This window comes from Pseudomonas sp. GD03944, from assembly GCF_029839275.1.
GTDB lineage: Bacteria > Pseudomonadota > Gammaproteobacteria > Pseudomonadales > Pseudomonadaceae > Aquipseudomonas.
On sequence record NZ_JAOCAH010000011.1, the window covers coordinates 1 to 25198 of the forward strand.

A 25198-nucleotide genomic window follows, 5' to 3' on the forward strand; every position below is an offset into this window, starting at 1 on the left:
CGCCCCAAAAAACGTCCAGCCCCCTTCCCAGCTCTCTTCCGGAACAGGTTCAGGGCTGCGCCGTGGCCGCGGCAAAGGCAGCGGCAATCGCCTCGATCACCACCCGCACCCGAGCGGTGTGCCGCACGTCCTTGTGGGTGACCAGCCAGATGTCATAGGGAAAGCGCTCGCGCTCGGGCCACAGCCTGGTCAGGCCGTCCCGCTCCCCCAGCGGCACCGGCAGCTCGCCAATGCCGACACCGGCACCCAGTGCGCTGCGCACCAGCAGGCCCGATGTGCAGGTCATGGCCACCCGTCCGTGGGTAATCGGTTCGTTGGCCAGGGTCACGTCCTTGCCGCTGTCGAGGTACGGCTGGTAGAGCACCAGGTCGTGACCGCTGAATGCCGTACCCGGCTCGGGAATGCCCCGCGCCGCCACGTAACCGGCCGACGCGAAGATGGCGCTGCTCCAGCGCGCCACACGTCGCACGATCAGGTCGGGGTTTTCCGGCTTGAGGTTGCGCACGGCGATATCGGCTTCGCGTTTGTTCAGGTTGAGCATCTGCACCGAGGCGTGCAGTTTTACTTCGATGCCCGGGTGCTGCTGCCGCAGCTCGGCGATAGCAGGAATCACGAAGGCCAGGGCAAAGGATTCGGTGGTGGTGATCCGCACCTCGCCGCTCATGCGCTCGTCCATGCCGAGGAGTTGCCGCTGCAGCTCGGCGGCCGAGGCCTCCATATTAAGAGCGGCCGCCATCGCCACCTCGCCCGCGGCGGTGAGGCTGTAGCCACTGGAGGTGCGCACGAACAGCGTGGCACCGAGCCCCTGCTCCAGCGACAGCAGCCGGCGGCCGACCGTAGCCTGGTCCACGCCCAATACCCGGGCTGCGCCACGCAGCGTGGTTTCACGGCAGAGGGCGAGGAATATCCGTGCATCGTCCCAGTTCATCGCAGCGCTCCGGCAGTGATGCAAATTTGCATCCGTGAGCCTTGATAACGCTGCACTACTTCAGCGGTCAAGCCACTTATGATCGCCCCGAGAATCGATCAAGGCCCGTGCAGCGGGCGCAAGGGGCGACATGAACAGCGAGGCATCCACCACCGGCACCACCCCGGTTTCCTTATGGCTGCCGCTCTGGGCCGGCCTGTGCGCCAGCCTGATCGGCATCGGCCTGGCCCGCTTTGCCTACACCCCCCTGGTGCCGGCCCTTATCGAGGCCCACTGGTTTTCCGCCTCGACCGTGATCTACCTGGGCGCTGCCAACCTGGTGGGCTACCTGATCGGCGCCCTGGTCGGGCGCCCACTCGCGGCACGCGCGTCGAACGCCACGGTGCTGCGCGGCATGATGCTGCTGGTGACCCTGTCGTTCTTTGCCTGCGCCACGCCGCTGTCGGTGGCCTGGTTCTTTGCCTGGCGCCTGCTGTCGGGGGTCGCCGGCGGCACGATCATGGTGCTGACCGCGGGCGCCATCCTGCCTTACGTGAGCGCGAGCCGACGCGGCCTGGCCAGCGGCGCCATCTTTCTCGGCCTCGGCCTGGGCATTGCCGGCTCTGGCACCCTGGTGCCGTTGCTGCTGTCCTTCGGCCTGCTGCACGCCTGGATCGGACTCGGCCTGGTGGCCTTGCTGCTGACCGCAAGCAGTTGGCGCGGCTGGCCGGCCGATCACACGCCACACCTGGCTGCACCGGACGCGCCCCCAGCACCGCCATCGAACGGGGTGCGGCTGCTGTTCGCCCAATACGGGTTGATGGCGGTGGGGCTGGTGGCACCGATGATCTTCCTGGTCGACTACGTCAGCCGCGGCCTGGGTGCCGGCACCCACAGCGGGGCGGTGATCTGGACGCTGTACGGCATCGGCGCCATCGCCGGGCCGGTGGTCTATGGCTTTCTGGCCGACAGGCTGGGTGCGCAGCGGGCCATTCGCCTGCTGTTGCTGGCCCAGCTCGCCGCGCTCGGCGTGCTGCTGGAAGCGAGCAACCTGTACGTCCTGGGCATGGCGGCGGTGGTGATCGGCTCGTTCCCGCCCGGCATCGTGCCACTGGGCCTGGCCCGGGTGCACCAACTGATCGCCGTGCCTCAGCAACAGAACGCGACCTGGAGTCGCGCCACGGTGTCGTTCGCCACCTGCCAGGCGCTGGCCGGCTATGGCTATTCCGCGCTGTTCGCCGCCAGTGGCGGGCACTACGCCTGGCTGTTCGGCGTGGCGATGGTCGCCCTGATGCTGGCTTTGGCACTGGAACTACCTGGCTTGCTGGCCGCCAGACGAACGGCGACCGAGGCATAAAGAGGCGTCCCGGGCAGCCCTTCAGATTTCCACCTGGGTGCCCAGCTCGATCACCCGGTTCAGCGGCAGCCTGAAATAGCGCAGGTTGCCGTTGGCGTTCTTCAACAGGAAGGCGAACAGTGCCTCGCGCCAGATGGCCATGCCGACCACCTTCGACGGGATCACCGTTTCACGGCTGAGGAAGTAGGTGCTGGTCGAAGCGGTAAAGACCAGCTCATTGAGGTGGCAGAGCCTGAGCGCCTCGGGCACATCCGGCTCCTCCATGAACCCGAAGTGCAGCACCACCCGGAAGAAGCCGTCGCCATAGGCGTCCACCTCGAAACGGCGCTGCGGCTCCACCCGAGGCGTGTCCTCGCTGAGCACCGTGAGCAGCACCACCTGCTCGTGCAGCACCTGGTTGTGCAACAGGTTATGCAGCAGCGCCCGGGGCACCGCGTCGCTGCGGGCCGTCAGGAACACCGCCGTGCCCTTCACCCGGTGCGGCGGCTGCACCCGCAGGCTGGCGATGAAGTCCGGCAAGGACAAGCTGGACTCGTCGAGACGCTCCACCAGCAACTGGCGACCGCGCTTCCAGGTGGTCATCAGGACGAACAGCACGATCCCGGCCAGCACCGGAAACGCCCCGCCCTGCACCACCTTGGGCAGGCTGGCGGCGAAGAACAGCGCATCCACCAGGATAAAGCAGGCCATCAACGGCACGGCCAACAGCGGCGGCCACTTCCACAGCAGCACCACGACCACGCTCATCAGTACCGAGGTCGCCAGCATGGTGCCGGTCACGGCCACCCCGTAGGCCGAGGCCAGCGCCCCGGACGAACCGAAGCCCAGCACCAGGGCCACCACCCCGACCATCAGCCCCCAGTTGACCCCAGCGATGTAGATCTGCCCCTGCTCGTGGCGGGAGGTGTGCTGGATGAACATGCGCGGCACGTAGCCCAGCTGGATTGCCTGCTGGGTCAGGGAAAACGCCCCGGAAATCACCGCCTGCGAGGCGATCACCGTGGCCAGGGTCGCCAGCCCCACCAAGGGCAGCAATGCCCAGGCCGGAGCCAACAGATAGAACGGGTTACGCGCCGCCTCGGGATTGCCGAGGATCACCGCGCCCTGGCCGAAGTAATTCAGCAGCAGCGCCGGCAGCACCAGGATGAACCAGGCCCGGGCGATCGGCTTGCGCCCGAAGTGCCCCATGTCGGCATACAGCGCTTCGGCACCGGTCAACGCCAGCACCACCGCGCCGAGAATGACCATGCCGATACCCGGGTGGGCGATGAAGAAGCCGACGGCCCAGCCGGGGTTCATCGCCCGCAGGACTTCCGGCTGCTGCCAGATGCCATAGAGGCCCAGCCCCGCCAGCACGCCGAACCAGAGCACCATCACCGGGCCGAAGATGATGCCAATGCGCTCGGTGCCGTGCTTCTGGATCAGGAACAGGCCAATCAGCACCACCAAAGAGATCGGCACCACCCAGTGATCGATGCCGTCGAAGGCGATCTGCAGCCCCTCCACCGCCGACAGCACGGAAATCGCCGGAGTGATCATGCTGTCGCCATAGAACAGCGCGGCGCCGCACAGGCCCACAACCACCAGCACCGCACGCAGCCGCGGGTAGGCCAGGGTCGAGCGCAACGCCAGGGTGGTCAGCGCCATCACCCCGCCCTCGCCCTGGTTGTCGGCGCGCAGCACGAACAGCACGTACTTGAGCGACACCACCCACAGCAGCGCCCAGAAGATCAGCGACAGCACACCCAGCACGCCGTCGTGGTTCACCGGCACGCCATAGCCACCGATGAACACCTCCTTGAGGGTATACAGCGGGCTGGTGCCGATGTCGCCGTACACCACCCCCACCGCCGCCACCAGCAAGGCGACGGGCGACCGCACATGGCGCTCGGGCGCCTGTCCTGCATGCTCTTCGGCAATCCCTGACATCGGTTGGCAGCCCTCTCGCCGGATTTCGTCGCATCCTGCTCCGCCAGAGAGGGTCGGGGGGCGACTCTTCCTCAATATAGAAGGAATTGCCCCGGCCACCAGGCTGCACGATGGCACTGGTCAAGCCGGCAATCCGCCGCTAGAATTGCGCACTTTTTGATCAGAGGCGCCCCTAGCGCCCGGCATCCACCGTATACGCCCCGAGGTTCGCCGCATGTCCACCCCCGCCACGCCCAAAGTCGGATTCGTTTCACTTGGCTGCCCCAAGGCCCTTGTGGACTCCGAACGCATCCTGACGCAACTGCGCATGGAAGGTTACCAGGTGGTCCCGACCTACCAGGACGCCGACGTCGTGGTGGTCAACACCTGCGGCTTCATCGACAGCGCCAAGGCCGAGTCCCTGGAAGTGATCGGTGAAGCCATCAAGGAAAACGGCAAGGTTATCGTCACCGGCTGCATGGGCGTCGAAGAAGGGAGCATCCGTGACGTGCACCCCAGCGTACTGTCGGTCACCGGCCCGCAGCAGTACGAGCAGGTGGTCAACGCCGTGCACGAAGTCGTGCCGCCGCGCCAGGACCACAACCCGCTGATCGACCTGGTGCCGCCGCAAGGCGTCAAGCTGACCCCGCGCCACTACGCCTACCTGAAGATTTCCGAAGGCTGCAACCACAGCTGCAGCTTCTGCATCATCCCGTCCATGCGCGGCAAGCTGGTCAGCCGCCCGGTGGGTGAAGTGCTCAGCGAAGCCGAGCGCCTGGTCAAGGCCGGGGTCAAGGAGCTGCTGGTCATCTCCCAGGACACCAGCGCCTATGGCGTCGACGTGAAGTACAAGACCGACTTCTGGAACGGCCGCCCGGTGAAAACCCGCATGACCGAGATGTGCGAAGCACTCTCCAGCATGGGCGTCTGGGTCCGCCTGCACTACGTCTACCCCTACCCGCACGTCGACGAGCTGATCCCGCTGATGGCCGCCGGCAAGATCCTGCCGTACCTGGATATCCCGTTCCAGCACGCCAGCCCGCGCGTCCTCAAGCTGATGAAGCGCCCGGCCTTCGAAGACCGCACCCTGGCGCGCATCAAGTCCTGGCGCGAGCAGTGCCCGGAACTGACCATCCGCTCGACTTTCATCGTCGGCTTCCCCGGCGAGACCGAAGAAGACTTCCAGTACCTGCTCGACTGGCTGACCGAAGCCCAGCTCGACCGCGTCGGCTGCTTCCAGTACTCGCCGGTTGAAGGCGCGCCTGCCAATGACCTGGACGTGGACATCGTCCCGGACGACGTCAAGCAGGACCGCTGGGACCGCTTCATGGCCCACCAGCAAGCCATCAGCACCGCCCGCCTGCAACTGAAGGTCGGCAAGGAAATGGACGTCCTGATCGACGAAGTCGACGACCAGGGCGCCGTGGCCCGCTGCTACGCCGATGCCCCGGAAATCGACGGCAGCGTCTTCATCCCCAGCACCGACCTCACCCCCGGCGACAAAGTGCGCGTACGGATCGTCGACGCCGACGAATACGACATGTGGGCAGAGCTGGTCTGACCCGCTCGTGCACGACAAGAAGCCCCGCCCATGCGGGGCTTTTTTATGCCCCCAGGACGGCATATCTCTGTAGGAATGGTCTTGCCCACGCGCGTTTCAGACTACGACCACGGTATAAAGCGGAACTGAGCGCCCCGCCCAATGGCATACTGCCGCCCCACCAGGAGATCTCGGCAACAACCACACAGCGCCGAAGATCATGTGCTTAATTGCCACTCAAGGAGAAATCGTTCACATGTTCAAGAAAACCATCCCCCTTCTACTGGCTGCAGTCCTTCTGACGGGCTGTGCTGCGCAACCGAACAAGAATGAAAAAGCAGTGACGATTGGAGACCCATCGGGACACACCCAGGTCGTTGCACTGAAACAGCAGGACATTGCCAATGCGTGCGACCTCACCGCCTTTGAAGACGGCTTCAAATACACGTACATGAGCATGTGGAACAGCCACTTGGAGGCCATTCTCGAGAAGCAGCCAGAACAGCGCACCGCCGACCACTATTCGACGCTGTTCTTCAACGCCAAGCCAAACACCCGGGCAGTGCTGGATGAAGACCCGGCGACGCGCAATGATTACAACTATTGCCAGGAATCCAGCTATCAACAAGGCAAGATCAGCGGCTTTATGTACGCGATCGACGACCTGAAAACACTGGAAGAAAAGCCGGCGTTATAACGCGCTGCCACCGTATTCAAACTATCGACGCCTCTTTCTTACGTTGAGGTGGGCTGGAGCCCGCCTCGATCAACCTCGTACCGACCCACAAGGATGTTGAACATGCCCCTCCCACTGAACGTCCTGATCGCATCACCCAGACCGTTCCTGAGTGCAAATTTGCTGATCGAGGTTTGCTTCAGATCAAAGAACTGGATCATCATGAAAACCCTAACATTACTTGCTCTCCTAATAAGTATTGGCGGGTGCGTAGGTATTCACACGGACGCCCAGCAATCAAAAACATCAAAAGCCTCCGATATTTATTACACCAACGGAGTCAAGCACCGCTGGAGCGAAAGCGACCATCCTGTCAATGGCGATATAACGTTGAAGTCAGAGCGCAAGTGGTGTGGTGCTACCTTATGGGCAATAGTACCAATTCCATTAAAACTGCCCGTATGTAAAGAATACGAAAAAGTGAATTTCCAGAATAATGAACCCACTACTCTGGATGAGGGATGGGTAACTTCAGGCCGTTTTTACGGGTGCGGACCTGGAGTATGGCTTGGTTCATCCATTTCCAATGGAATGGAGCCAGCCTTCTGCATCGCGGATTAGACTCAACGAAAACACTCGCCCACACTAAGTGCTGTACACGGTGTACCAGATCATCGATGGCAACAAACCTCCGTCCCCAACAACTCGAATCACTACAGGCAGCCCTTGCTTCGCTGTGCGAACTGCTACGACTCGACAAGCCCACCCACTGGCGGGACCACTTCGAGCGCTGCCTGCATACCACCGACCACTTGCTTACCAACGGCTTTGATCAGAGCACGCTCAACAGCCTGTCTTGTTCGGTTCGACAGGTCTTCGGTGGCATGGGCAGTTTCAATGACTATGTGCCTGTCACGAACACCAGGGATTCCTCGGACTGGTACCGGAAACACGGCAATCCAGAGGAAATCGTCGGCCTTGTCTACGACAGCGCCCTATGTTTAATGGTCGTCGAACAGGATCAGCGTTAACCCATCGCCTGATCGCCCTCCAAGGAGCCCTCATGCAACTTAAGCCCTCCCGCCTCCTGGCCATTCTGAGCCTGAGCACATTGGCCGCCTGCCAACAATCCACACCACCGAACCCCGAAGCCACGCCTGACACTCCACCGCTCGCCAGCCAATGGCAGGGCCGCTGGACCGGACCGGAAGGCACGCTGCTGGACCTGACGCCCAACGCCGGCGGCGTGGAGGTCACCGTTCACTCGCTGGACGGGCCAGCCACCTACCAGGGCACCGAGCAGGCGGACGGCATCCAGTTCGTGCGTGACGGCAAGACCGAGACGATTCGGGCCGGCGATGGCGAGGCCACCGGCATGAAGTGGCTGCTGGACAAGCAGAACTGCCTGGTGATCCAGCTGGGCGAAGGCTTCTGCCGCGACTGATCCTCCGTTTACCCATCAAGGAAGACCCATGAAAAACGTCCTGCTGCCGCTGGCGATCCTGATCGCTTTCAGCGCGTATACCCTGCTGGTCATGGCCCAGGCCGACCAGTCGTTGTTGCAATTCGGCCTGCAGCTCATGGCCAGCGCGGACACCGCCCAGGTGGTGATCGACCTGTACATCATGGCCGGCCTGGCCTGCGCGTGGATGGTTCAGGACAACCGGGGCCGGGGCAAACCCACCCTGGCCGTCGTGCCGTACCTGCTGTTGACCCTGGTGTTCGTGTCGGTCGGCCCGCTGCTGTACCTGGTGCTGCGCAACTGGCCGGCACCTGCGCGCACTGACTTGTGATCGCTTCCGGGGGCCGGTAACGTGGCCGCTCTTGCCAGGAGACCTTCCCCGATGCGCCTGTACCGCCCGCTCATCATCGCCCTGCTGCCCGTGTTCGCTGGCTGCCAGGTTTTCAAGGACCAACCGGACACGGCGTCGGCCGATCTGATCCGTCAGCAAGGCGAGCTGCGCCTGCAAGCCGGACAACTGCTGTTCCGCCCGTGCCTGGAGCAGCGCACTTTCCTGATCGCCAACGACGGCACCACCGGTATCGCGCGGGAAGCGGCGGGGCTGTTCGCCGACGGTGCCGACGTGCTGTTCGCCGATGTGCGTGGGCGCATGACTGCCAGCAAGCAGTCCAACGTGGACGGCCAGCTGGCCCTCACCCAGGTCTACCGCGTGCAGGCCGAAGGCCAGGGCTGCGATGATCCGAACTTCAAACGCACCACCCTGCAAGCCGGCGGCCAGGAGCCGTTCTGGAGCGTGTCGGTCAGCGGCAAGGGCCTGGTGCTCAACCGCCCTGGCCAGGCACCGCTCGCCCTGCCCTACCTGGAAGAACAGCTGCCCGACAGCCGCTTCAACCTCACCAGCGAAGCCAATGGCCAGCGCCTGGAGTTGTGGGTGGCGCCGCAGCGCTGCGTCAATGACATGAGCGGCGCGGTGCAGCACCTGTCCGCCGAGCTGCGCCTGAACGGCGAAGTCATGCGCGGTTGCGCCTACTTCGGTGGCGCCCGCAACGAGTAATCCGCGGCGCCTCCAGCGAGGCGCCTACACACCCTTACACAGTTTGCCGCCGCACCCGCTCCCCTGCCGTCCTACGCTTGAAGAAAAGACACGGGGGAATGACAGATGCTACGCGTTGCAATCAATGGCTATGGCCGTATCGGCCGTGCAGTGCTGCGGGCCCTGTTCGAGCGCCAGCTGGAACAGAAGATCCACCTGGTCGCGATCAACGACCTGGGCGATTACCCGACCCTCACCCACCTGACCCGCTTCGACTCCACCTTCGGCCGCTTCGGCGGCCACATCAGCCTGCACGACGACCTGCTGCAGGTGAACGGCCAGCCGATCCACCTGCTCAACCAGCGCGAAGTGATCGATCTGCCCTGGAACCGGCTGGGTATCGACCTGGTGCTGGAATGCTCGGGCAAGCTCAAGAGCCGCGCCCAGGTCGAACAGCACCTGACCGCCGGCGCCCAGCGCGTGCTGCTCTCGCACCCGCTGGACAGCGCCGACCTGACGGTGGTCTACGGCGTGAACCATGAACAACTCGGCAGCCAGCAGATCGTGTCCAATGCTTCCTGCACCACCAACTGCCTGGCGCCCCTGGCCAAGGTGCTGCACGAGGGCGTCGGCATCCGCCAGGGCCTGGTCAACACGGTGCATGCCTACACCAACGACCAGAACCTGCTCGACAAGACCCATAGTGACCTCTACCGCGCCCGCGCGGCCGCGGTGTCGATGATCCCCACCAGCACCGGCGCGGCGAAGACCATCGGCCTGGTGCTGCCGGAGCTGGCCGGGCGCCTGGACGGCCTGTCGGTGCGCGTGCCCACGCCCAACGTGTCGCTGCTGGACCTGACCTTCACCGCCGAGCGGCCGTGCAGCCGCGAGGCCCTCAACGCCCTGGTGCAGGACGGCGCGAAAGCCCTGCCGGACGGCGTGATGGAGTGCAACGAGCTGCCGCTGGTGTCCTGCGACTTCAATGGCTACCCGCTGTCCTGCGTGGTCGACCTCAACCACACCCGGGTCCAGGGCGAGCTGGTGAAGATGCTGGCCTGGTACGACAACGAGTGGGGCTTCGCCAACCGCATGCTGGATGTCACCCAGGCCTGGCTGCACCCCTGACGGTTCTGCTCGCCGCCCACCCGGCAATCGCGCGTATAATCGCCGCCTTTTTACCCATTGCCGGGTTGCCACCGGCCCTGAGAGAACCGTCCCATGCTGCGCATCACCGAACTGAAACTGCCCCTCGATCACCCTGACGATGCCCTGCGCCCGGCCCTGGTCGAACGCCTGGGCATCGACGACAGCGAACTGCTGGCCTTCACCCTGTTCAAGCGCAGCTACGACGCGCGCAAGAAGTCCAGCGAGCTGCAGTTCATCTACACCATCGATTTCGAGGTGCGCGACGAAGCCGCCCTGCTCGCCCGCCTGAGCAACGACCGCCACCTCGCCGTCGCCCCGGACATCGCCTACAAGCCGGTGGGCCAGGCGCCTGCCGGTTTCGAGGAGCGGCCGCTGGTGGTGGGTTTCGGCCCGTGCGGCATCTTCGCCGCGCTGATCCTGGCCCAGGCCGGGCTCAAGCCCATCGTGCTGGAGCGCGGCAAGGAAGTGCGCCAGCGCACCAAGGACACCTGGGGCCTGTGGCGCAAGAACGTGCTCAACCCCGAGTCCAACGTGCAGTTCGGCGAGGGCGGCGCCGGGACCTTCTCCGACGGCAAGCTGTACAGCCAGATCAAGGACCCCAAGCACCTGGGTCGCAAGGTGCTGCAGGAGTTCGTCAAGGCCGGTGCGCCGGAGGAAATCATCTACGTCAGCAAGCCGCACATCGGCACCTTCCGCCTCACCGGCGTGGTCGCCACCATGCGTGAAGAGATCAAGGCCCTGGGCGGTGAAGTGCGCTTCGAGCAGCGGGTCAGCGATGTGCTGATCGAAGACGGCCAACTGCGCGGCGTGGTGCTCGACAACGATGAGCAGATCCTCAGCCGCCACGTGATCCTGGCCCTGGGCCACAGCTCCCGCGACACCTTCCGCATGCTCCATGCCCGAGGCGTGTTCATGGAGGCCAAGCCGTTCTCGGTGGGTTTCCGCATCGAGCACCCGCAGTCGCTGATCGACCGCGCGCGCCTGGGCAAGTACGCCGGCCACCCGAAACTGGGCGCGGCCGACTACAAGCTGGTGCACCACGCCAAGAACGGCCGCTCGGTCTACAGCTTCTGCATGTGCCCGGGCGGTACGGTGGTGGCGGCGACCTCCGAGCCAAACCGGGTCGTCACCAACGGCATGAGCCAGTACTCGCGCAACGAGCGCAACGCCAACGCCGGCATCGTGGTCGGCATCACCCCCGAGCAGGATTACCCGGGTGGCCCGCTGGCCGGTGTCGAGCTGCAGGAGCGCCTGGAATCCCATGCCTACATCCTCGGCGGCAGCACCTACGAGGCGCCGGGGCAACTGGTGGGCGACTTCATCGCCGGCCGGCCATCCAGCAAGTGGGGCAGCGTCGAGCCTTCGTACAAGCCGGGGGTGAAGCTGGGTGACCTGGCGCCGTCGCTGCCGGACTTCGCCATCGAGGCGATCCGCGAAGCGCTGCCGGCCTTCGGCAAGCAGATCAAGGGCTTCGACCTGCACGATGCAGTGCTGACGGGTATCGAGACCCGCACCTCGTCGCCGCTGCGCATCACCCGTGATGCGAGCCTGCAGAGCCTCAACGTCAAGGGCCTGTTCCCGGCGGGTGAAGGGGCGGGTTATGCCGGCGGCATCCTTTCCGCCGGCGTCGACGGCATCCGCGTAGCCGAAGCCGTGGCGCGGGACATGCTGGGCATCGCCGAAGACTGAGCCCCGCTCGCCCGGACTGGCCGGGATGTTACGGGAAGCGGTCGGCGTAGCACACCGGCGAGCTGGACTCGCCACTGCGGTCCAGCTCGTCTTCGAGGAAGTCGGCCAGCACCTGGGCGTTGTTCAGGCGGGTGTCCCGGGCGGCGTACAGCAGGGTCAGCGTACCGTTTCGGGCCCGCGCCAGCAGCCCCTGCCAATGCTCAGGGTGCCCTGCCAGCTCGCTGCGGTAGCGGGTGCGAAAGGTGTCGAACGCGGCCGGGTCATGACCAAACTGGCGACGCAATGCCGTCGAGGGTGCCACTGCCGGCACCCAGTCATCCAGGTGCGCCGCCGCTTTGGCGATGCCCCGTGGCCATAGGCGATCCACCAGCACCCGCTGCCCATCCTCGGGCTCCGGCGCCTCGTATACCCGCTTGCATCGAATCATCCGTCCTCCTGACCCTGGGGTGCCGGCCAGAAGCTCAGGCCACGCGGAAGCAGCACACCGTGGTCCGGCGCGAACCGTTGGGCCGGCGCTGCAGGTCAGTATAGGTGTCGATCGCGACGAAGCCGGCCTTGCGCATCATGCCGGCCGAGGCGGCATTCTCTTCATGGCGGTCGATGTAGATGTCGGCGATACCCTGCTCGACCAAGCCTGCCACTGCCTGGTTCAGCAAGCGCGAACCCAACCCCTGCCCGGCCACGGCCCGGTGCGTGACCGCCTCGCAGATATAGGCATGTTCGCTGTCCCGCCGCGTCGGCGGCTGATAACGCGCGAAATGACGGGAACGCTGGTAGCTGACGAAGCCCACGATTTCCCCGTCCCGCTCCGCCAGCACGGCCTGCACGCCGCCATCGGCGATGCCGTTCAGGTGCGCCCTCACCTCGTCGGGCGGCAGGTGATTCCAGGGGTTGGGCCCGTGTTCCAGGATCAGGCTGCACAGGCGCTCGATATCGCCCGGCACCGCCATCCGAATGTTCAACTCACTCACGCCTGCTCTCCCAAGCCCGCGGTGGCCAGTTCGACCGGCAAGGCCACGCCCCGCTCCGCGCAATTGGCCACCGCTGCCGTCAGGGGTGCGAGGGCGAAACCGTGGCTGTGCAGCCAGTGGTCATCGTAATAGGTGGTGGCGTAGCGCTCGCCGCTGTCGCAGAGAATCGCCACCACCGAGCCCGATTCGCCCGCGGCCTGCATGTGCTGGGCGACCCGCAGGGCGCCGATCAGGTTGGTGCCGCTGGAGCCGCCCACGCGCCGCCCCAGGCGCTGGGCCAGGTACTGCATGGCCGCCAGGGACCAGGCATCCGGTACCTTGCACATGGCATCGATCACCGACGGCAGGAACGAGGCTTCGACCCGTGGCCGGCCAATGCCCTCGATCCGTGATCCGCAGGCCAGGGTCAGGCTGGCGTCACCGTTGCGGTAGTAATCGAAGAACACCGAGCGTTCGGCATCGGCGCAGAACACCCGGGTGCCGTGCTGGCGGTAGCGCACGTAACGCCCCAGCGTCGCCAGGGTGCCGCCGGTGCCGGGGCTGGACACCAGCCACGCCGGCTCGGGGTAACGCTCGCAGCGCAATTGCTGGAAGATCGATTCGGCGATGTTGTTGTTCGCGCGCCAATCGGTCGCCCGTTCGGCGTAGGTGAACTGGTCCATGAAGTGGCCGCCGGTTTCCCGGGCCAGGCGCTCGGACTCGGCGTAGATCTGCGTCGGGTCCTGCACCAGGTGGCTCTGGCCGCCGTAGAAGGCGATCTGGGCGATCTTCTCCTGGGACGTGGTGGCCGGCATCACCGCGATGAACGGCAGGCCCAGCAGCCGCGCGAAGTACGCCTCGGAAATCGCCGTGGAGCCGCTGGAGGCCTCGATCACCGGCGCACCGGGCTTGAGCCAGCCGTTGCATAGTGCGTAGAGGAACAGCGAGCGCGCCAGTCGGTGTTTGAGGCTGCCCGTAGGGTGGCTCGACTCGTCCTTGAAATACAGCTCGACGCCCGGAAAACCGGGCAAGGCCAGGGGAATCAGGTGGGTATCGGCGCTACGCTGGAAATCCGCCTCGATGATACGCACCGCCTCACGGGCCCAGGTACGCGAACAGATCATGGTCATGCCTCCCTCAATCCAGAATACCGGCCGGTACCGGCGGCGCGCTGCGCCACTGGCTCAGGGCCACCCCAGCGAACACCAGGGCGGCCGCCAGCAGTTGCACGGTGTTCAGGCTTTCGCCGAGCAGCAGCATGGCGAACAGCAGGGTGAACACCGTAATCAGGTTGACGAACCCGGACGCCTGGCTAGCCGGCATCCGGCTCACGCCGTAGTTGTACAGACCATAGGCGCCCACGGTGACGATCACGCCCAGGTAGATCACCGCGCCCAGGGCCAGTGGGCTGATCTGCGTGGGGAACGGTGCGGTCCAGGCCGCCAGGGGCAAGAAGAATACGCTGCCGACGAACGCCACCATCGCTGTCAGGAAGAACGCCGAATAGCGTTCGGACAGGCGCTTGAGCAGCAGGGTGTAGCCGGTGGCGCAGAGCATCGCGAGGAATTCGTAGAAGTTGCCCAGCAGCGGGTTGCGGGCGTGTTCGTCCGCCTCCCCCGACAGGCTCAGCCAGACCGCCCCCACCACCGCCAGCAGGAAACCCGCCAGGGTGGTGCGGCTGATGCGCTCGCGCAGGCAGACGAAAGCGCCCACCGCCACCAGCAGCGGCAGCAGCGCGGTGATCATGCCGGCCTGGGAAGCGCTGGTGTTCTGCAGCGCCAGGGCTTCGAAGATGAAATACAGGCAGGGTTCGCAGGCCGCCAGGGCCAGCAGGTACTTCCAGTCGCCGCGGCGGTACTCGATGCGGCCGCGCCAGCGCCAGGCCAGGCCAGGAGGAAGATCAGGCTGCCGAGCAGCATGCGCCCGAAGATCACCCACAGCGGTGGCAGTTCGGCGAAGGCCAGCTTCAGGGCGATGAACGAGCTGCCCCACAGGGCCATGGCCACCACCAGGCAGACGACCGCCAGTGTTCTTCCCTGCCCGCTCATAGTCACCACTCGCCGTTCAAACCATCAGTCTAGAGCGAGATGCTCGGTACAGACAGGCACAGTGACCGAGCAAAACTGAACGGGTCAGGAGTCCCAGGGCTGCCCGCGGGTGCGCTTGTCCAGGCGCACCTGTTGCTGGATCGCGGCCTTGGCCAGCATGTGCGCGCTGACCGGCGCGGTGATGAACAGGAACAGGGTGATCAGCAGTTCATGCAGGCTGACGCTGCCGTCCTTGCCGGCGAAGAAGATCATCGAGGCGATCAGCACGCCTCCCACGCCGAGCGTTGTAGCCTTGGTTGGGCCGTGCAGGCGGGTGTAGAAATCCGGCAGGCGGTACAGGCCGATGGCACCGATCAGCGCGAACACGCTGCCGATGATCAGGAACAGGGAAACCAGCAGTTCGATCCACAATGGCATGGGGCGCTCCTCAATCGATGATGTCGCCGTGCAGCATGTGCTTGCACACCGCCACGGTACTGACGAAGCCCATGACCGCGATCAGCAGGGCGATTTCGAAGAACAGGTCCGATTGCAGCCAGATGCCGTACAGCACGATCAGCGCCAGGCCGTTGATGTACAGCGTGTCCAGCGCCAGCACCCGGTCCGGCAGGCTCGGCCCGCGAATCAGGCGCAGGACGTTCAGCACCGCGGCGAGACCGAGCAGGCACAGGGCGAAGGGAATCACGTAGGCGAGCATTCGAATATCTCCAGCAGCGGGGTTTCGTAGCGCTCCTTCAGCGCGGCGATCAGCGCGTCTTCGTCCGGGATGTCCAGGCCGTGCAGCAGCAGGGTCTTGTGGTCGGCGCTGAGCCCGGCCGAGACGGTGCCGGGGGTCAGCGAGAGGATGCTGGTCAGCACCGCCAGCACGAAGTTGTGCTCGATCGCCATCGGCACTTCGACGAACGCCGGGCGCAGCCGGTGCGGCGGCCCGAGCACCAGGCGGGCGACATGCAGGTTGGCCACCACGATGTCGTAGAACACCTTGGCCATGAACAGGCACAGGGCGATCGGCTTGCGCACCGGCGGCACGTCGAGCAGGAAATGGCGCGTGACCAGCGGAATCAGCCAGCCGAGAAAGGCCCCCAGCAGCAGTTGCCCCGGGTTGACGGTATTGACCAGCAGCAGCCAGAGCAGGAGCAGCAGGAGGCTCAGGACCGGGTGCGGTAACCAGCGCTTCATTCGCCACCTCCACGAACGATGGACAGATAGGGTTGCAGCGTCAGCAATTGCTCGGCCGTGGCCTGCAGGTACGCCAGCACCGGCTGTGCAGCGACCACCAGGGCCACGCTGGCCAGCAACAGGCCACCGGCTGCCAGCAGGCGCCCACCGTCGCAGCGGATGCCGCTCGCCTCCGCAGGCGGTGTATCGCCCCGCCAGAACAGGGTGCTGCCCGCCCGGCTGAGGGCGATCAGCATGCCCAGGCCGCCGATCAGCAGGATCGGCCACAGCACCAGCGCCTGCGGACCGGAGGGCACGGCAGTGAGCAACAGCAGCTTGCCGATGAAGCCGGAGAACGGCGGCAGGCCGGCCACGGAAATCGCCGCGGCGAAGAACAGAGTCCCCAGCAGCAACGGCTGGCTCACCGCCCGTGCCTGGGTCAGGTCACCGCCCACCTCGCCCCGCTGGCGTACCACCAGGTCGGCGAGCAGGAACAGCGCCCCAGTGATCAGCGTGCTGTGCACCAGGTAATAGAGCGCGGCTGCCAGGCCATCGGCGCTGCCCAGGGCGATGCCCGCCAGCAGCGTGCCTACCGACACCACCACCAGATACCCCAGCAGTGGCTGGAGCTGCTGCGCCGCCAGGGCACCGATCACCCCGGCGATGATGGTCAGGGCCGCCATCCACCAGAGCAGCCCGTGGGCCAGGTTGGCCAGGGCCCCCGCCTCCGCGCCGAAGACCAGGGTGAACACCCGCAGGATCGCGTACAGGCCGACCTTGGTCATGACCGCGAACAGCGCTGCCACCGGTGCGCTGGCAGCGGCGTAAGCCCTGGGCAACCAGAAGTACAACGGCAGGATCGCCGCCTTGAGGCCGAACACTATCAGCAGCAGGTAGGCGGCCGCGGCCAGCAACGGCGCCTGCTCGGGATCGGCGGCGGCCACGCGTTGCGCCAGGTCGGCCATGTTCAGCGTGCCGGTGAGGCCGTAGAGCAGGCCCACGCCGATCAGGAAGAACGACGAGCCCAACAGGTTCAGTACCACGTAGTGCAGGCCCGCCTTGATCCGCGCCGCACCGTTGCCATGCACCAGCAGGGCGTAGGAGGAAATCAGCAGGATTTCGAAGAACACGAACAGGTTGAACAGGTCACCGGTGAGGAACGAGCCGTTGATGCCCAGGAGCTGGAACTGCAACAGCGCATGGAAATTGGGGCCGCGCTCATCGTCCCCGCGGGTCGCGTACAGCGCCGAGAACCCCGCCAGCACCGAGGTGACCAGCAACAGCACGGCGCTCAGGCGGTCGAGCACCAGGATGATGCCGAACGGCGGCTGCCAGTTGCCGAGGGCGTACACCCGCAGCTCGCCGTCCCCTGCCAGCAGGGCCAGGTAGGCGGCAATCGGTAGCAGCGCGAAGGTCGCCGCCAGCGACAGGACGCGCTTGGCCGGCTTGCCCAGGCGGTGGGCAACCAGCAGCAGCGCGCCCATGAACATCGGCAGGAGGACGGGCAGGATCAACACATGATTCATCCGCGAGGCTCCTCGCCGTCGACGTGATCCGTCTTCAACTCACCCTGCCCACGCAGAGACAGCACCACCACGAACGCAGTCATGGCGAAGCCGATGACGATGGCGGTCAGCACCAGGGCCTGGGGCAACGGGTCGGCGTATTCGCGGCTCACGCCGATCACCGCCGCGCCGCCGCTGCCCAGGCGCCCCATGGCGAACAGGAACAGGTTCACCGCGTAGGAAATCAGGGTCAGGCCGAGCACCACGGGGAACACCCGGGCGCGCAACAACAGGTAGACCCCACTGGCACTCAGCACGCCCAGGGTGATGGCATATAACGCTTCCATATCACTCCACCTCCTTGAAGGATTCGTCCTGCCCGACGTGACCGATGTTGGACAGGATCAGCAAGGTCGCCCCGACTACCGCCAGGTAGACCCCCAGGTCGAAAAGCAGCGCCGTGGCCAGTTCGATCTCGCCGATCAGCGGAATGTGGAAATGATCGAAGGCCGAGGTCAGGAACGGGAAGCCGAACACCCAGCTGCCCAGGCCGGTGAGCCCGGCGATGAGGATGCCGCTGCCGGCGATGCCGTGGTAACTGAATGGCTGGCGGGTCTCGGTCCAGGTCACGCCGTGGGAGATGTACTGCAGGATCAGCGCGACCGCAGTGATCAGGCCGGCGATGAAGCCGCCGCCGGGCAGGTTGTGCCCGCGCAGGAAGATGAACGCCGAGACCATCAGCGCCAGGGGCAGGATCACCCGCGACAGCTTGTCGAGAATCATCGGGTGGCTGTCGGGCGACCAGGGGCGGCCGTTCAGGTCGCGGTCCGGGTGCGGCAGGTGCAGGCCATGCAGCAAGGCGTAGATGCCGACCGCGGCGATCGCCAGGACGCAGATCTCGCCCAGGGTATCGAAGCCGCGGAAGTCCACCAGGATCACGTTCACCACGTTGGTCCCGCCACCGCCCGACACGCTGTTTTCGAGGAAGAACGAGGCGATGCTGTCGTAGGGCCGGGTGAGCACCGCATAGACCAGCAGGGCCACCAGGATGCCCGTGGCGCCGGCCAGCAGGAAATCACGCAGGGCGCGCAGGCTGCTGGACTCCACGGGGGTCATGTCGGGGGTGAAGAACACCGCCAGCATCAGCAGGATGATGGTCACCACCTCCACCGACACCTGGGTCAGGGCCAGGTCCGGTGCGGAGAAACGTGCGAACAGCAGGGCCACCATCAGCCCGGCGCCGCTGAAGATCAGCAGGGCCACCAGGCGCTGGCGGTGGAAGATCACCGTGCACACGGCGGTGGCCATCAGGATGAACATGCCGAGCGCGGTGATCCCGTCCAGGGGCGTCAGCCCGGCGCTGCCGGTCAACGGCCGCAGAGGCCCCAGGGCGACGATCACCAGCACCGCCGCGCCGCCCAGCATCCAGGCCAGGTAGCGTTGCAGGGAGCCGTTTTCCAGGTGACCGGTAAGACCACGGGAGGCGTTACCCAGACGGGTCATGACCCGCTCGAAGACCTCGGTCGAATCGATGTCCGGCAGCCCTTCGTACCAGCGGAACAGCGGGGTGCGGAACACGTACAGGAGCACGCCGCCGGCCAGGGCCACGAAGCTCATCATCAGCGGCAGGTTGAAACCGTGCCAGATCGCCAGGCTGTATGCCGGCAGCTCGCCGCCCAGGCTGGCCGAGGCCGCGGCCGCCAGCAACGGGGCGATGGTATAGACCGGCACCACCCCCACCAGCAGGCAGAGGAAGACCAGGATTTCCACCGGGATCTTCATGTAGCGCGGCGGCTCGTGGGGCGGGTAGACCGGCAGGTCGGTAGTCTGGCCATTGAAGAACACGTCATGGATGAAGCGCAGCGAATAGGCCACCGAGAACACCCCGGCCAGGGTCGCGGCCGCCGGGATCACCCAGTTGAAGCCGCCGAGCAGGTCCTGGTTGAGGGTCTCGTTGAAGAACATCTCCTTGCTCAGGAAGCCGTTGAGCAACGGCACCCCGGCCATCGCCGAGGCCGCGACCATCGCCAGCAAGGCGGTGTGTGGCATGTAGCGCCACAGGCCGCGTATGACCCGCATGTCGCGGCTGCCCGTCTCGTGGTCGATGATCCCGGCGGCCATGAACAGGGAAGCCTTGAAGGTGGCGTGGTTGATGATATGGAACACTGCGGCCACCGCCGCCAGCTGGGTGTCGAGGCCGAACAATAGGGTGATCAGCCCCAGGTGGCTGATGGTCGAGTACGCCAGCAACCCCTTGAGGTCGTGCTGGAACAGCGCCATGCAGGCGCCCACCACCAGGGTCAGCAGGCCGGTCATGCTGACCAGGTAGAACCACCACTCCGAGCCGGCGAGTGCCGGGTACAGCCGCGCCAGCAGGAAGACCCCGGCCTTGACCATGGTCGCCGAGTGCAGATAGGCCGAGACCGGCGTGGGCGCCGCCATTGCGTAGGGCAGCCAGAAGTGGAACGGGAACTGCGCGGACTTGGTGAATACCCCCAGCAGTATCAGCACCAACGCCACCGGGTACAGGTCGTGGGCGCGGATCAGGTCACCGGCGGCGAGCACCTCGCTCAGCTCGAAGCTGCCGACGATATGCCCCACCAGCAGGATGCCTGCCAGCAGCGCCAGGCCCCCTCCTCCGGTCACCGCCAGGGCCATGCGCGCACCGCGGCGAGCATCCGAGCGGCCGCTCCAGAAACCGATCAGCAGGAACGAGGAGAGGCTGGTCAGCTCCCAGAACATCAGCAGCAGCAGCAGGTTTTCCGAGAGGACCACACCCAGCATGGCACCCATGAACAGCAGCAGGAAGGCGAAGAAGCGCCCCATGGCCTCCTGCTGGGAGAGGTAGTAGCGGGCGTAGAGAATGACCAGCAGACCAATGCCGAGGATCAGCAGCGCGAACAGGAAACCCAGGCCATCCAGGCGCAGGCTGAGGTTGAGGCCCAGGGCAGGCAGCCAGTCGACCCTGGCCAGCAGCACCTCGCCCTCGAACACGCTCGGCAGTTGCATCAGCAACAGGATCAGCGCCGCCAGGGGTGCGACCGCCGCCGCTGCGCCACAGGCCAGGCGTCCCTGACGCTCGACCAGCAGTGGCAAAAACATGCCCAGAAATGGCAAGGCGACGATCAGCGCAAGCGTCATACACGTAACTCCTCTGTATGCCCACCGGTCTGTTGCGGCGGTCCGTTAGCCTGTACACCTCTGTTGGCGCACCCTCGTTTCAGCGCAGCTCAGTTGACTGCAACCTGCTCGATGCCGTTCCTGGAATCGAGTCAATCGACGATTATCCATACCTATCAATCTAAGGTCATGAATAGAACTATTACGAAAAACTCCCGGCTTTTTTCGCATGGCGTTCTCGACGGCCCGAGCGACTGAAAAAATACGGGCAATAAAAAGCCGGATCAGCCTGCGCTGATCCGGCTCGTTCACCGGTCAGTGAGAGACGCGGCTGGTGCCGTTCACGGTCAGGATGCGAACCCGCTCGCCGACACGGAACACCTGGTTCTCTTCGACTTCCTGGACGTAGGCGCGCATGGTGCCGTCGTCTTCGCGCACGGTGATTTCCACGCCCTGGGTGCGGGTGATGCCCTCTTCTGTCGCGGCACCGAGCAGGCCACCGGCCACGGCACCGATCACCGCTGCCACGGCACTGCCGCGCCCACCGCCGATACCGCTACCGGCCACGCCGCCGACCACCGCACCGGCACCGGCGCCGATGGGCGTCTTGGTGCCCTCGATTTTCACCGGTCGCAACGACTCGATGGTGCCCATGCGCACGGTCTGGACAGTGCGCGCTTCGTCGCGCGTATAGGTATCGCCCGTCAGGCTGGACTGGCACCCGCTTAGCAACAGAGCCATAGCCGCGAAGGAGACGAGGAGCAGAGAGGGTTTACGCATAGTGATTCCTCCAGTGGATATGATTCCATTAGACCGGCCGCGGCCCGAGATGTCACGACTGTAGAAAACAATAGACGATTCGGGTTCCGATCCTCAGGGACGAAGCTGTTGCGCCATGTTCCAGACCCGGGCGATATCGGCGGCTCGCGCCTGCAACTCGTCGGCGGCGGTCGCACAGGCCTGCTCCAGGGTCACGGGACCGGGCGTCAGGCTGAACGCGGCCTCGATACCGACCTCGTACACACGCTGGTAACCCTCGCCCAGGCTGCCCGCCAGGGCGATCACCGGAACGCCGGCAGCCCGGGCCACCCGGGCGACACCCACCGGCGTCTTGCCGTGCAGGCTCTGGGCATCGAGCCGGCCTTCGCCGGTGATCACCAGGTCGGCACCCGCCATGCTCTCGGCCAGGCCGGAGAGTTCGGCCACCAGTTCGATGCCAGGACGGAAACGCGCGCCGAAGAACGCCTTGGCAGCAAAACCCAGGCCGCCGGCAGCACCAGCACCCGGCTCTTCGCTGACATCCTTGCCCAGGGCCGCGGCCACCACCTTGGCCATGTGCCCCAGGGCGGCATCCAGCAGCTCGACCTGACGGGCATCGGCGCCCTTCTGCGGCCCGAACACCGCCGACGCACCGCGCGGCCCGCACAGCGGGTTGTCGACATCCGCCGCCACGTCCACCTGCACCGTGCCCAGACGCGCATCGAGTTGCGACAGATCGACCCGGGCCAGACCGGCCAGCGCCGCACCACCGGGTGCCAGTACCTGTCCGTCGGCATCGAGGAAGCGCGCGCCCAGGGCCTGTAACAGGCCGGCGCCGCCGTCGTTGGTGGCGCTGCCGCCCAGGCCGAGGATGATGCGCTGGGCGCCTTCGTCCAGCGCGGCGCGGATCAGTTCACCGGTGCCGAAACTGCTGGTGATGGTGGCGTCGCGCTGCTCACGCGGCACCCAGTGCAGGCCGCTGGCCGCGGCCATCTCGATGACTGCGGTCTGGCCGTCGAGCCAGCCCCAGTGCGCCTGGACCGGCGCGCCCAGCGGGCCGCTGACCTGCAACTCGCGGCGCTCGCCGCCGGTGGCGGCAAGCAAGGCATCCACGGTGCCTTCGCCGCCGTCCGCCATCGGCCGCAAGCACAGCTCGGCCTCGGGAAACACCTGGGCCCAGCCCTTGGCGATGGCCGCAGCCACATCCGGGGCGCTCAGGCTTTCCTTGAACGAATCAGGGGCAATAACGATTTTCATAGATCGACCTCGGAGGCAGCGAGGCGCCCGCAGGCGCCCCGCGATAGAGCGGATTACAGCAGCACCAGGCTCAGCAGCCAGACGGTGAGGATACCGACCACGCCCTGAATCAGCGTAGCAACGGTCTGCGCGCGATAGGCCGTGGCGACGGTCATGCGGCTGAACTGGGTCACCACCCAGAAGAAGCTGTCGTTGGCGTGGGAAACAGTCATCGCGCCCGCACCGATCGCCATGACGGTCAGCACACGGCCCATTTCGCTGTCCAGGCCCAGCTGGCCGAGCAGCGGCGCCACCAGGGCCGAGGTGGTCACCAGGGCCACAGTGGTGGAACCCTGGGCGGTCTTCAGCGCAGCGGCGACCACGAACGGCATGAACAGGCCAATGCCCAGCGCCGACAGCGTGGTCCCCAGGTAATCGCCCAGCGGGGTGATCTTCAGCATGGCGCCGAACGCACCACCGGCACCGGTGATCAGGAGAATCGGCGCGGCAGAAAGAATCCCCTCGGCCACCCGATCATGCAGTTGCTGACGCTTGCCTTTGCCCTTGAGCAATGTGCAAGCCAGCGCCAGACCGACCAGCAGCGCGACGACCGGTTGGCCAAGGAACGCCAGCATGGAGAAGAACGCGCCCTCTCCCAGCGGCTTGCTGGGGAACGCTGCCACCGAACCCAGGCAGATCAGCGCGATCGGTACGAAGATGGGAGCAAACGCCTGGAACGCCGTCGGCAGGGTGCCGTAGCGCGCCTTGAGTTCGGCGAAATCTTCCTCGGCCGGCAGAGGTAGGCCGTCGTCTTCCAGGGCAATGTCCTTGCCGACAAAACGGTTCGCCCACCACATCCCCGCCAGCGCGGTGACGAACGACACCAGCAAGCCCACGGCGATCACCAGGCCCAGGCTGGAATCCAGCCCCAGGTTGCCCGCGGCAGCAATCGGACCCGGCGTCGGCGGCACGAAGGTGTGGGTGGCGTACAGGCCGGTGGCCAGGGCCACGCTCATCGCCACCACGGAAATCTTCATCCGGGCCGCCAGCGCGTTCTTCAGGGAGTTGAGGATCACGTAGCCGGAATCGCAGAACACCGGGATCGAGACCAGGTAGCCGATGATCGACATGGTCAGGGTCGGGAAACGCTCGCCGAGCAACTTGATCACGGTCTCCGCCATGGTGATCGCCGCGCCGCTGCGCTCGAGGATCACCCCGATGATGGTGCCGAGCACGATGACGATGCCGATGTAACCCAGGATGCCGCCAAAGCCGGCGGTGATGGTCTTGACGATTTCGCCGTGGGGAACCTGGTACGCGAAGCCGGCGATGAAGGCAGCGGCCAGCAGGGCGAGGAAGGGGTGCAATTTGAGGCGGGTAGTGGACAGCACGATGAACGCGATCAGCGCCACCAGAATCAGGACCAGAAGCATGCCGGTCTCCTCGTTGTTGTTATGGGTGTGAAGTGCCAGTTGGCGGCCCATTGTCACTCAGGCCCAACGGCAACGCTCTGTGCCTGCGCACCAACGGACAGTAGCAAAAGACCGATTTCCTGTGCGCACGCACAGTCAACCTGCCATCAGCGCTCCAGCAACCCGACACCCAGAGACAGCTGCAGGCGCTGGTCGAGCCGCGTCAGGTCGACGCCGCTCAGCTCCGCGATGCGTTCCAGGCGATAACGCAGGGTGTTGCGGTGGATACCCAGGGCCTGGGCACAGGCCTGTACCTGGCCGTCGTGCAGGCACCAGGCTTCCAGGGTTTCGCGCAGGCTGCCGTTGCTGTCCTGGGCCAGCATCTGCTTGAGCGGTGCCAGCCACCCCTGCAGCAGCCAGCTGTGGCGCTGCGCATACAGCAGCGTGGGCAGGCGCTGTTCCTCCAGGCGCAGCAGGCGCACCTCGGGGTGACGCGCCCGGCCGTAGGCCTGCAGGTCACGCAGCGCCAGACAGGCCTCGCGCAGATCGCTCAAGCTGTGCAGCGGGTCGCTGACCAGCAGGCGATGCACGCCCCAGTCACGCTCGTCGGCCTGGGCCAGCCAGGCGCCGTCGCCGCGCCCTGAAAGCAGCGGCCGGCACCAGAGTAGTTCGCGCGCCCCCAACGGCGCGCACAGGTGTTCGCTCTTGCCCGCCAAGGCGGACAACAGGCGCGCCTGGCGCGGCAGTGGGTCACCCTCCTCACACAGTTCCAGCAGGCACACCTGCCGCGGCCAGGCCAGCGGCACACCGAGGCGCTCGGCCTCAGCTCCGAGGGCGGCCAGCGGCACGCCGGCATCGAACAGCTGGCGCAACCAGGCTTCCAGTTGGTGCCGCTGCCAGTGCCGCTCGGCCTGGAGCTGGCGCTGCTCCACCAGCATCTCGGCGGCCATGCGCACCAGTTCGGCATAGGGCCTGACGGTCTCCGGCGCGCCGGTGATGCCGAGCACGCCGATCAACTGCTCGGCATGCAGCAACGGCAGGTTGACCCCCGGCCTGACGCCACGCAGGCAGGCGGCGGCCTGCTCGTCGATCTCCACCACACGGCGGTTGGCCAGCACCAGCTGGGCCCCCTCGTGACGCGTGTGCAGGCGCGCACGATCACCGCTGCCGATGATCATGCCCTGGGCATCCATCACATTGATGTTGTGGGGCAGGATGGCCATGGCGCGGTCAACGATATGCTGCGCCAGGGTGGAATCGAGCTCGAGCATGCAGGCGGCCTCCAAAACGAG

25 protein-coding genes and 1 pseudogene are annotated in these 25198 nt (G+C 65.8%); 10 read left to right on the forward strand and 16 right to left on the reverse strand.

All coding sequences use genetic code 11. The annotated features are described in order from the left end of the window. Positions 1–49 precede the first annotated feature (49 nt). Positions 50–928: a LysR family transcriptional regulator gene (locus N5C28_RS16880; protein WP_279824121.1), complete on the reverse strand. Its 879-nt coding sequence runs from the start codon at positions 926–928 to the stop codon at positions 50–52. 130 nt (positions 929–1058) lie between these two features. Between N5C28_RS16880 and N5C28_RS16885 the strand changes: the two genes are divergently transcribed. Continuing rightward, positions 1059–2264, forward strand: coding sequence for a YbfB/YjiJ family MFS transporter (locus N5C28_RS16885; RefSeq protein WP_279824122.1), 1206 nt, complete (start codon positions 1059–1061; stop codon positions 2262–2264). Positions 2265–2285: 21 nt separating this feature from the next. Here N5C28_RS16885 and N5C28_RS16890 read toward each other — a convergent pair whose 3' ends face one another. Beyond that, positions 2286–4145, reverse strand: a complete 1860-nt coding sequence (locus N5C28_RS16890; protein WP_279824124.1) for a potassium transporter Kup — start codon at positions 4143–4145, stop codon at positions 2286–2288. A gap of 262 nt (positions 4146–4407) precedes the next feature. Between N5C28_RS16890 and rimO the strand changes: the two genes are divergently transcribed. The 9 genes from rimO (at position 4408) to N5C28_RS16935 (ending at position 11718) form a co-directional block, all read left to right on the forward strand. Continuing rightward, positions 4408–5733 (forward strand): 30S ribosomal protein S12 methylthiotransferase RimO, encoded by a 1326-nt coding sequence (rimO, locus tag N5C28_RS16895; protein ID WP_279824125.1) that lies wholly within the window; start codon positions 4408–4410, stop codon positions 5731–5733. 235 nt (positions 5734–5968) lie between these two features. Next, the gene (locus N5C28_RS16900) at positions 5969–6409 is read left to right on the forward strand and encodes a hypothetical protein (RefSeq protein ID WP_279824127.1); all 441 of its coding nucleotides are present in this window, start codon (positions 5969–5971) and stop codon (positions 6407–6409) included. A gap of 102 nt (positions 6410–6511) precedes the next feature. Continuing rightward, positions 6512–7009: a hypothetical protein gene (locus N5C28_RS16905; RefSeq protein WP_279824128.1), complete on the forward strand. Its 498-nt coding sequence runs from the start codon at positions 6512–6514 to the stop codon at positions 7007–7009. 56 nt (positions 7010–7065) lie between these two features. Next, positions 7066–7419: a hypothetical protein gene (locus tag N5C28_RS16910; protein WP_279824129.1), complete on the forward strand. Its 354-nt coding sequence runs from the start codon at positions 7066–7068 to the stop codon at positions 7417–7419. Positions 7420–7451: 32 nt separating this feature from the next. Then, positions 7452–7832 carry a hypothetical protein gene (locus N5C28_RS16915; protein ID WP_279824131.1) on the forward strand — a complete coding sequence of 127 codons (381 nt, stop codon included), beginning with the start codon at positions 7452–7454 and terminating at the stop codon, positions 7830–7832. 28 nt (positions 7833–7860) lie between these two features. Then, positions 7861–8181: a DUF2834 domain-containing protein gene (locus N5C28_RS16920; protein WP_279824132.1), complete on the forward strand. Its 321-nt coding sequence runs from the start codon at positions 7861–7863 to the stop codon at positions 8179–8181. Positions 8182–8232: 51 nt separating this feature from the next. Then, the gene (locus tag N5C28_RS16925; protein WP_279824133.1) at positions 8233–8904 is read left to right on the forward strand and encodes a hypothetical protein; all 672 of its coding nucleotides are present in this window, start codon (positions 8233–8235) and stop codon (positions 8902–8904) included. Positions 8905–9009: 105 nt separating this feature from the next. Continuing rightward, positions 9010–10008 (forward strand): type I glyceraldehyde-3-phosphate dehydrogenase, encoded by a 999-nt coding sequence (gene gap, locus N5C28_RS16930; protein WP_279824135.1) that lies wholly within the window; start codon positions 9010–9012, stop codon positions 10006–10008. Positions 10009–10101: 93 nt separating this feature from the next. Further along, a complete protein-coding gene (locus N5C28_RS16935) occupies positions 10102–11718 on the forward strand; it encodes an NAD(P)/FAD-dependent oxidoreductase (RefSeq protein WP_279824137.1) in 1617 nt (538 codons plus the stop codon). A gap of 28 nt (positions 11719–11746) precedes the next feature. Here N5C28_RS16935 and N5C28_RS16940 read toward each other — a convergent pair whose 3' ends face one another. From N5C28_RS16940 to N5C28_RS17005, 14 genes and pseudogenes are all read right to left on the reverse strand, one after another. Continuing rightward, positions 11747–12145 (reverse strand): DUF488 domain-containing protein, encoded by a 399-nt coding sequence (locus N5C28_RS16940; RefSeq protein ID WP_279824139.1) that lies wholly within the window; start codon positions 12143–12145, stop codon positions 11747–11749. Between the two features lie 34 nt (positions 12146–12179). Continuing rightward, positions 12180–12668, reverse strand: coding sequence for a GNAT family N-acetyltransferase (locus N5C28_RS16945; RefSeq protein WP_279824403.1), 489 nt, complete (start codon positions 12666–12668; stop codon positions 12180–12182). A 17-nt stretch (positions 12669–12685) separates the two neighbouring features. Next, the gene (locus N5C28_RS16950; protein WP_279824141.1) at positions 12686–13798 is read right to left on the reverse strand and encodes a PLP-dependent cysteine synthase family protein; all 1113 of its coding nucleotides are present in this window, start codon (positions 13796–13798) and stop codon (positions 12686–12688) included. Positions 13799–13805: 7 nt separating this feature from the next. Further along, positions 13806–14716 (reverse strand): annotated as a pseudogene (locus tag N5C28_RS16955) (DMT family transporter). 84 nt (positions 14717–14800) lie between these two features. Next, positions 14801–15133 (reverse strand): Na+/H+ antiporter subunit G, encoded by a 333-nt coding sequence (locus N5C28_RS16960; protein WP_279824144.1) that lies wholly within the window; start codon positions 15131–15133, stop codon positions 14801–14803. A gap of 10 nt (positions 15134–15143) precedes the next feature. After that, entirely contained in the window at positions 15144–15413 is a 270-nt protein-coding gene (locus N5C28_RS16965; protein WP_279824145.1) for a K+/H+ antiporter subunit F, read from the reverse strand. Continuing rightward, complete coding sequence (locus tag N5C28_RS16970) at positions 15398–15895, reverse strand: Na+/H+ antiporter subunit E (protein WP_279824146.1); 498 nt, start codon at positions 15893–15895, stop codon at positions 15398–15400. The genes N5C28_RS16965 and N5C28_RS16970 overlap by 16 nt, the downstream gene beginning before the upstream one ends. After that, complete coding sequence (locus tag N5C28_RS16975) at positions 15892–17400, reverse strand: monovalent cation/H+ antiporter subunit D (RefSeq protein ID WP_279824149.1); 1509 nt, start codon at positions 17398–17400, stop codon at positions 15892–15894. Before N5C28_RS16975 ends, N5C28_RS16970 begins: the two co-directional genes overlap by 4 nt. Further along, entirely contained in the window at positions 17397–17726 is a 330-nt protein-coding gene (locus N5C28_RS16980; RefSeq protein ID WP_279824152.1) for a Na+/H+ antiporter subunit C, read from the reverse strand. The genes N5C28_RS16975 and N5C28_RS16980 overlap by 4 nt, the downstream gene beginning before the upstream one ends. A 1-nt stretch (position 17727) precedes the next feature. Further along, the gene (locus N5C28_RS16985; protein WP_279824156.1) at positions 17728–20520 is read right to left on the reverse strand and encodes a monovalent cation/H+ antiporter subunit A; all 2793 of its coding nucleotides are present in this window, start codon (positions 20518–20520) and stop codon (positions 17728–17730) included. A gap of 294 nt (positions 20521–20814) precedes the next feature. After that, the gene (locus tag N5C28_RS16990; RefSeq protein ID WP_279824157.1) at positions 20815–21279 is read right to left on the reverse strand and encodes a glycine zipper 2TM domain-containing protein; all 465 of its coding nucleotides are present in this window, start codon (positions 21277–21279) and stop codon (positions 20815–20817) included. Between the two features lie 93 nt (positions 21280–21372). Beyond that, positions 21373–22515 (reverse strand): glycerate kinase, encoded by a 1143-nt coding sequence (locus tag N5C28_RS16995; RefSeq protein WP_279824159.1) that lies wholly within the window; start codon positions 22513–22515, stop codon positions 21373–21375. Between the two features lie 53 nt (positions 22516–22568). Next, on the reverse strand, positions 22569–23927 hold the full coding sequence (locus tag N5C28_RS17000) for a GntP family permease (RefSeq protein ID WP_279824161.1): 1359 nt from the start codon (positions 23925–23927) through the stop codon (positions 22569–22571). A 146-nt stretch (positions 23928–24073) separates the two neighbouring features. Next, positions 24074–25177 carry a sugar diacid recognition domain-containing protein gene (locus N5C28_RS17005; RefSeq protein ID WP_279824164.1) on the reverse strand — a complete coding sequence of 368 codons (1104 nt, stop codon included), beginning with the start codon at positions 25175–25177 and terminating at the stop codon, positions 24074–24076. Positions 25178–25198 lie beyond the last annotated feature (21 nt).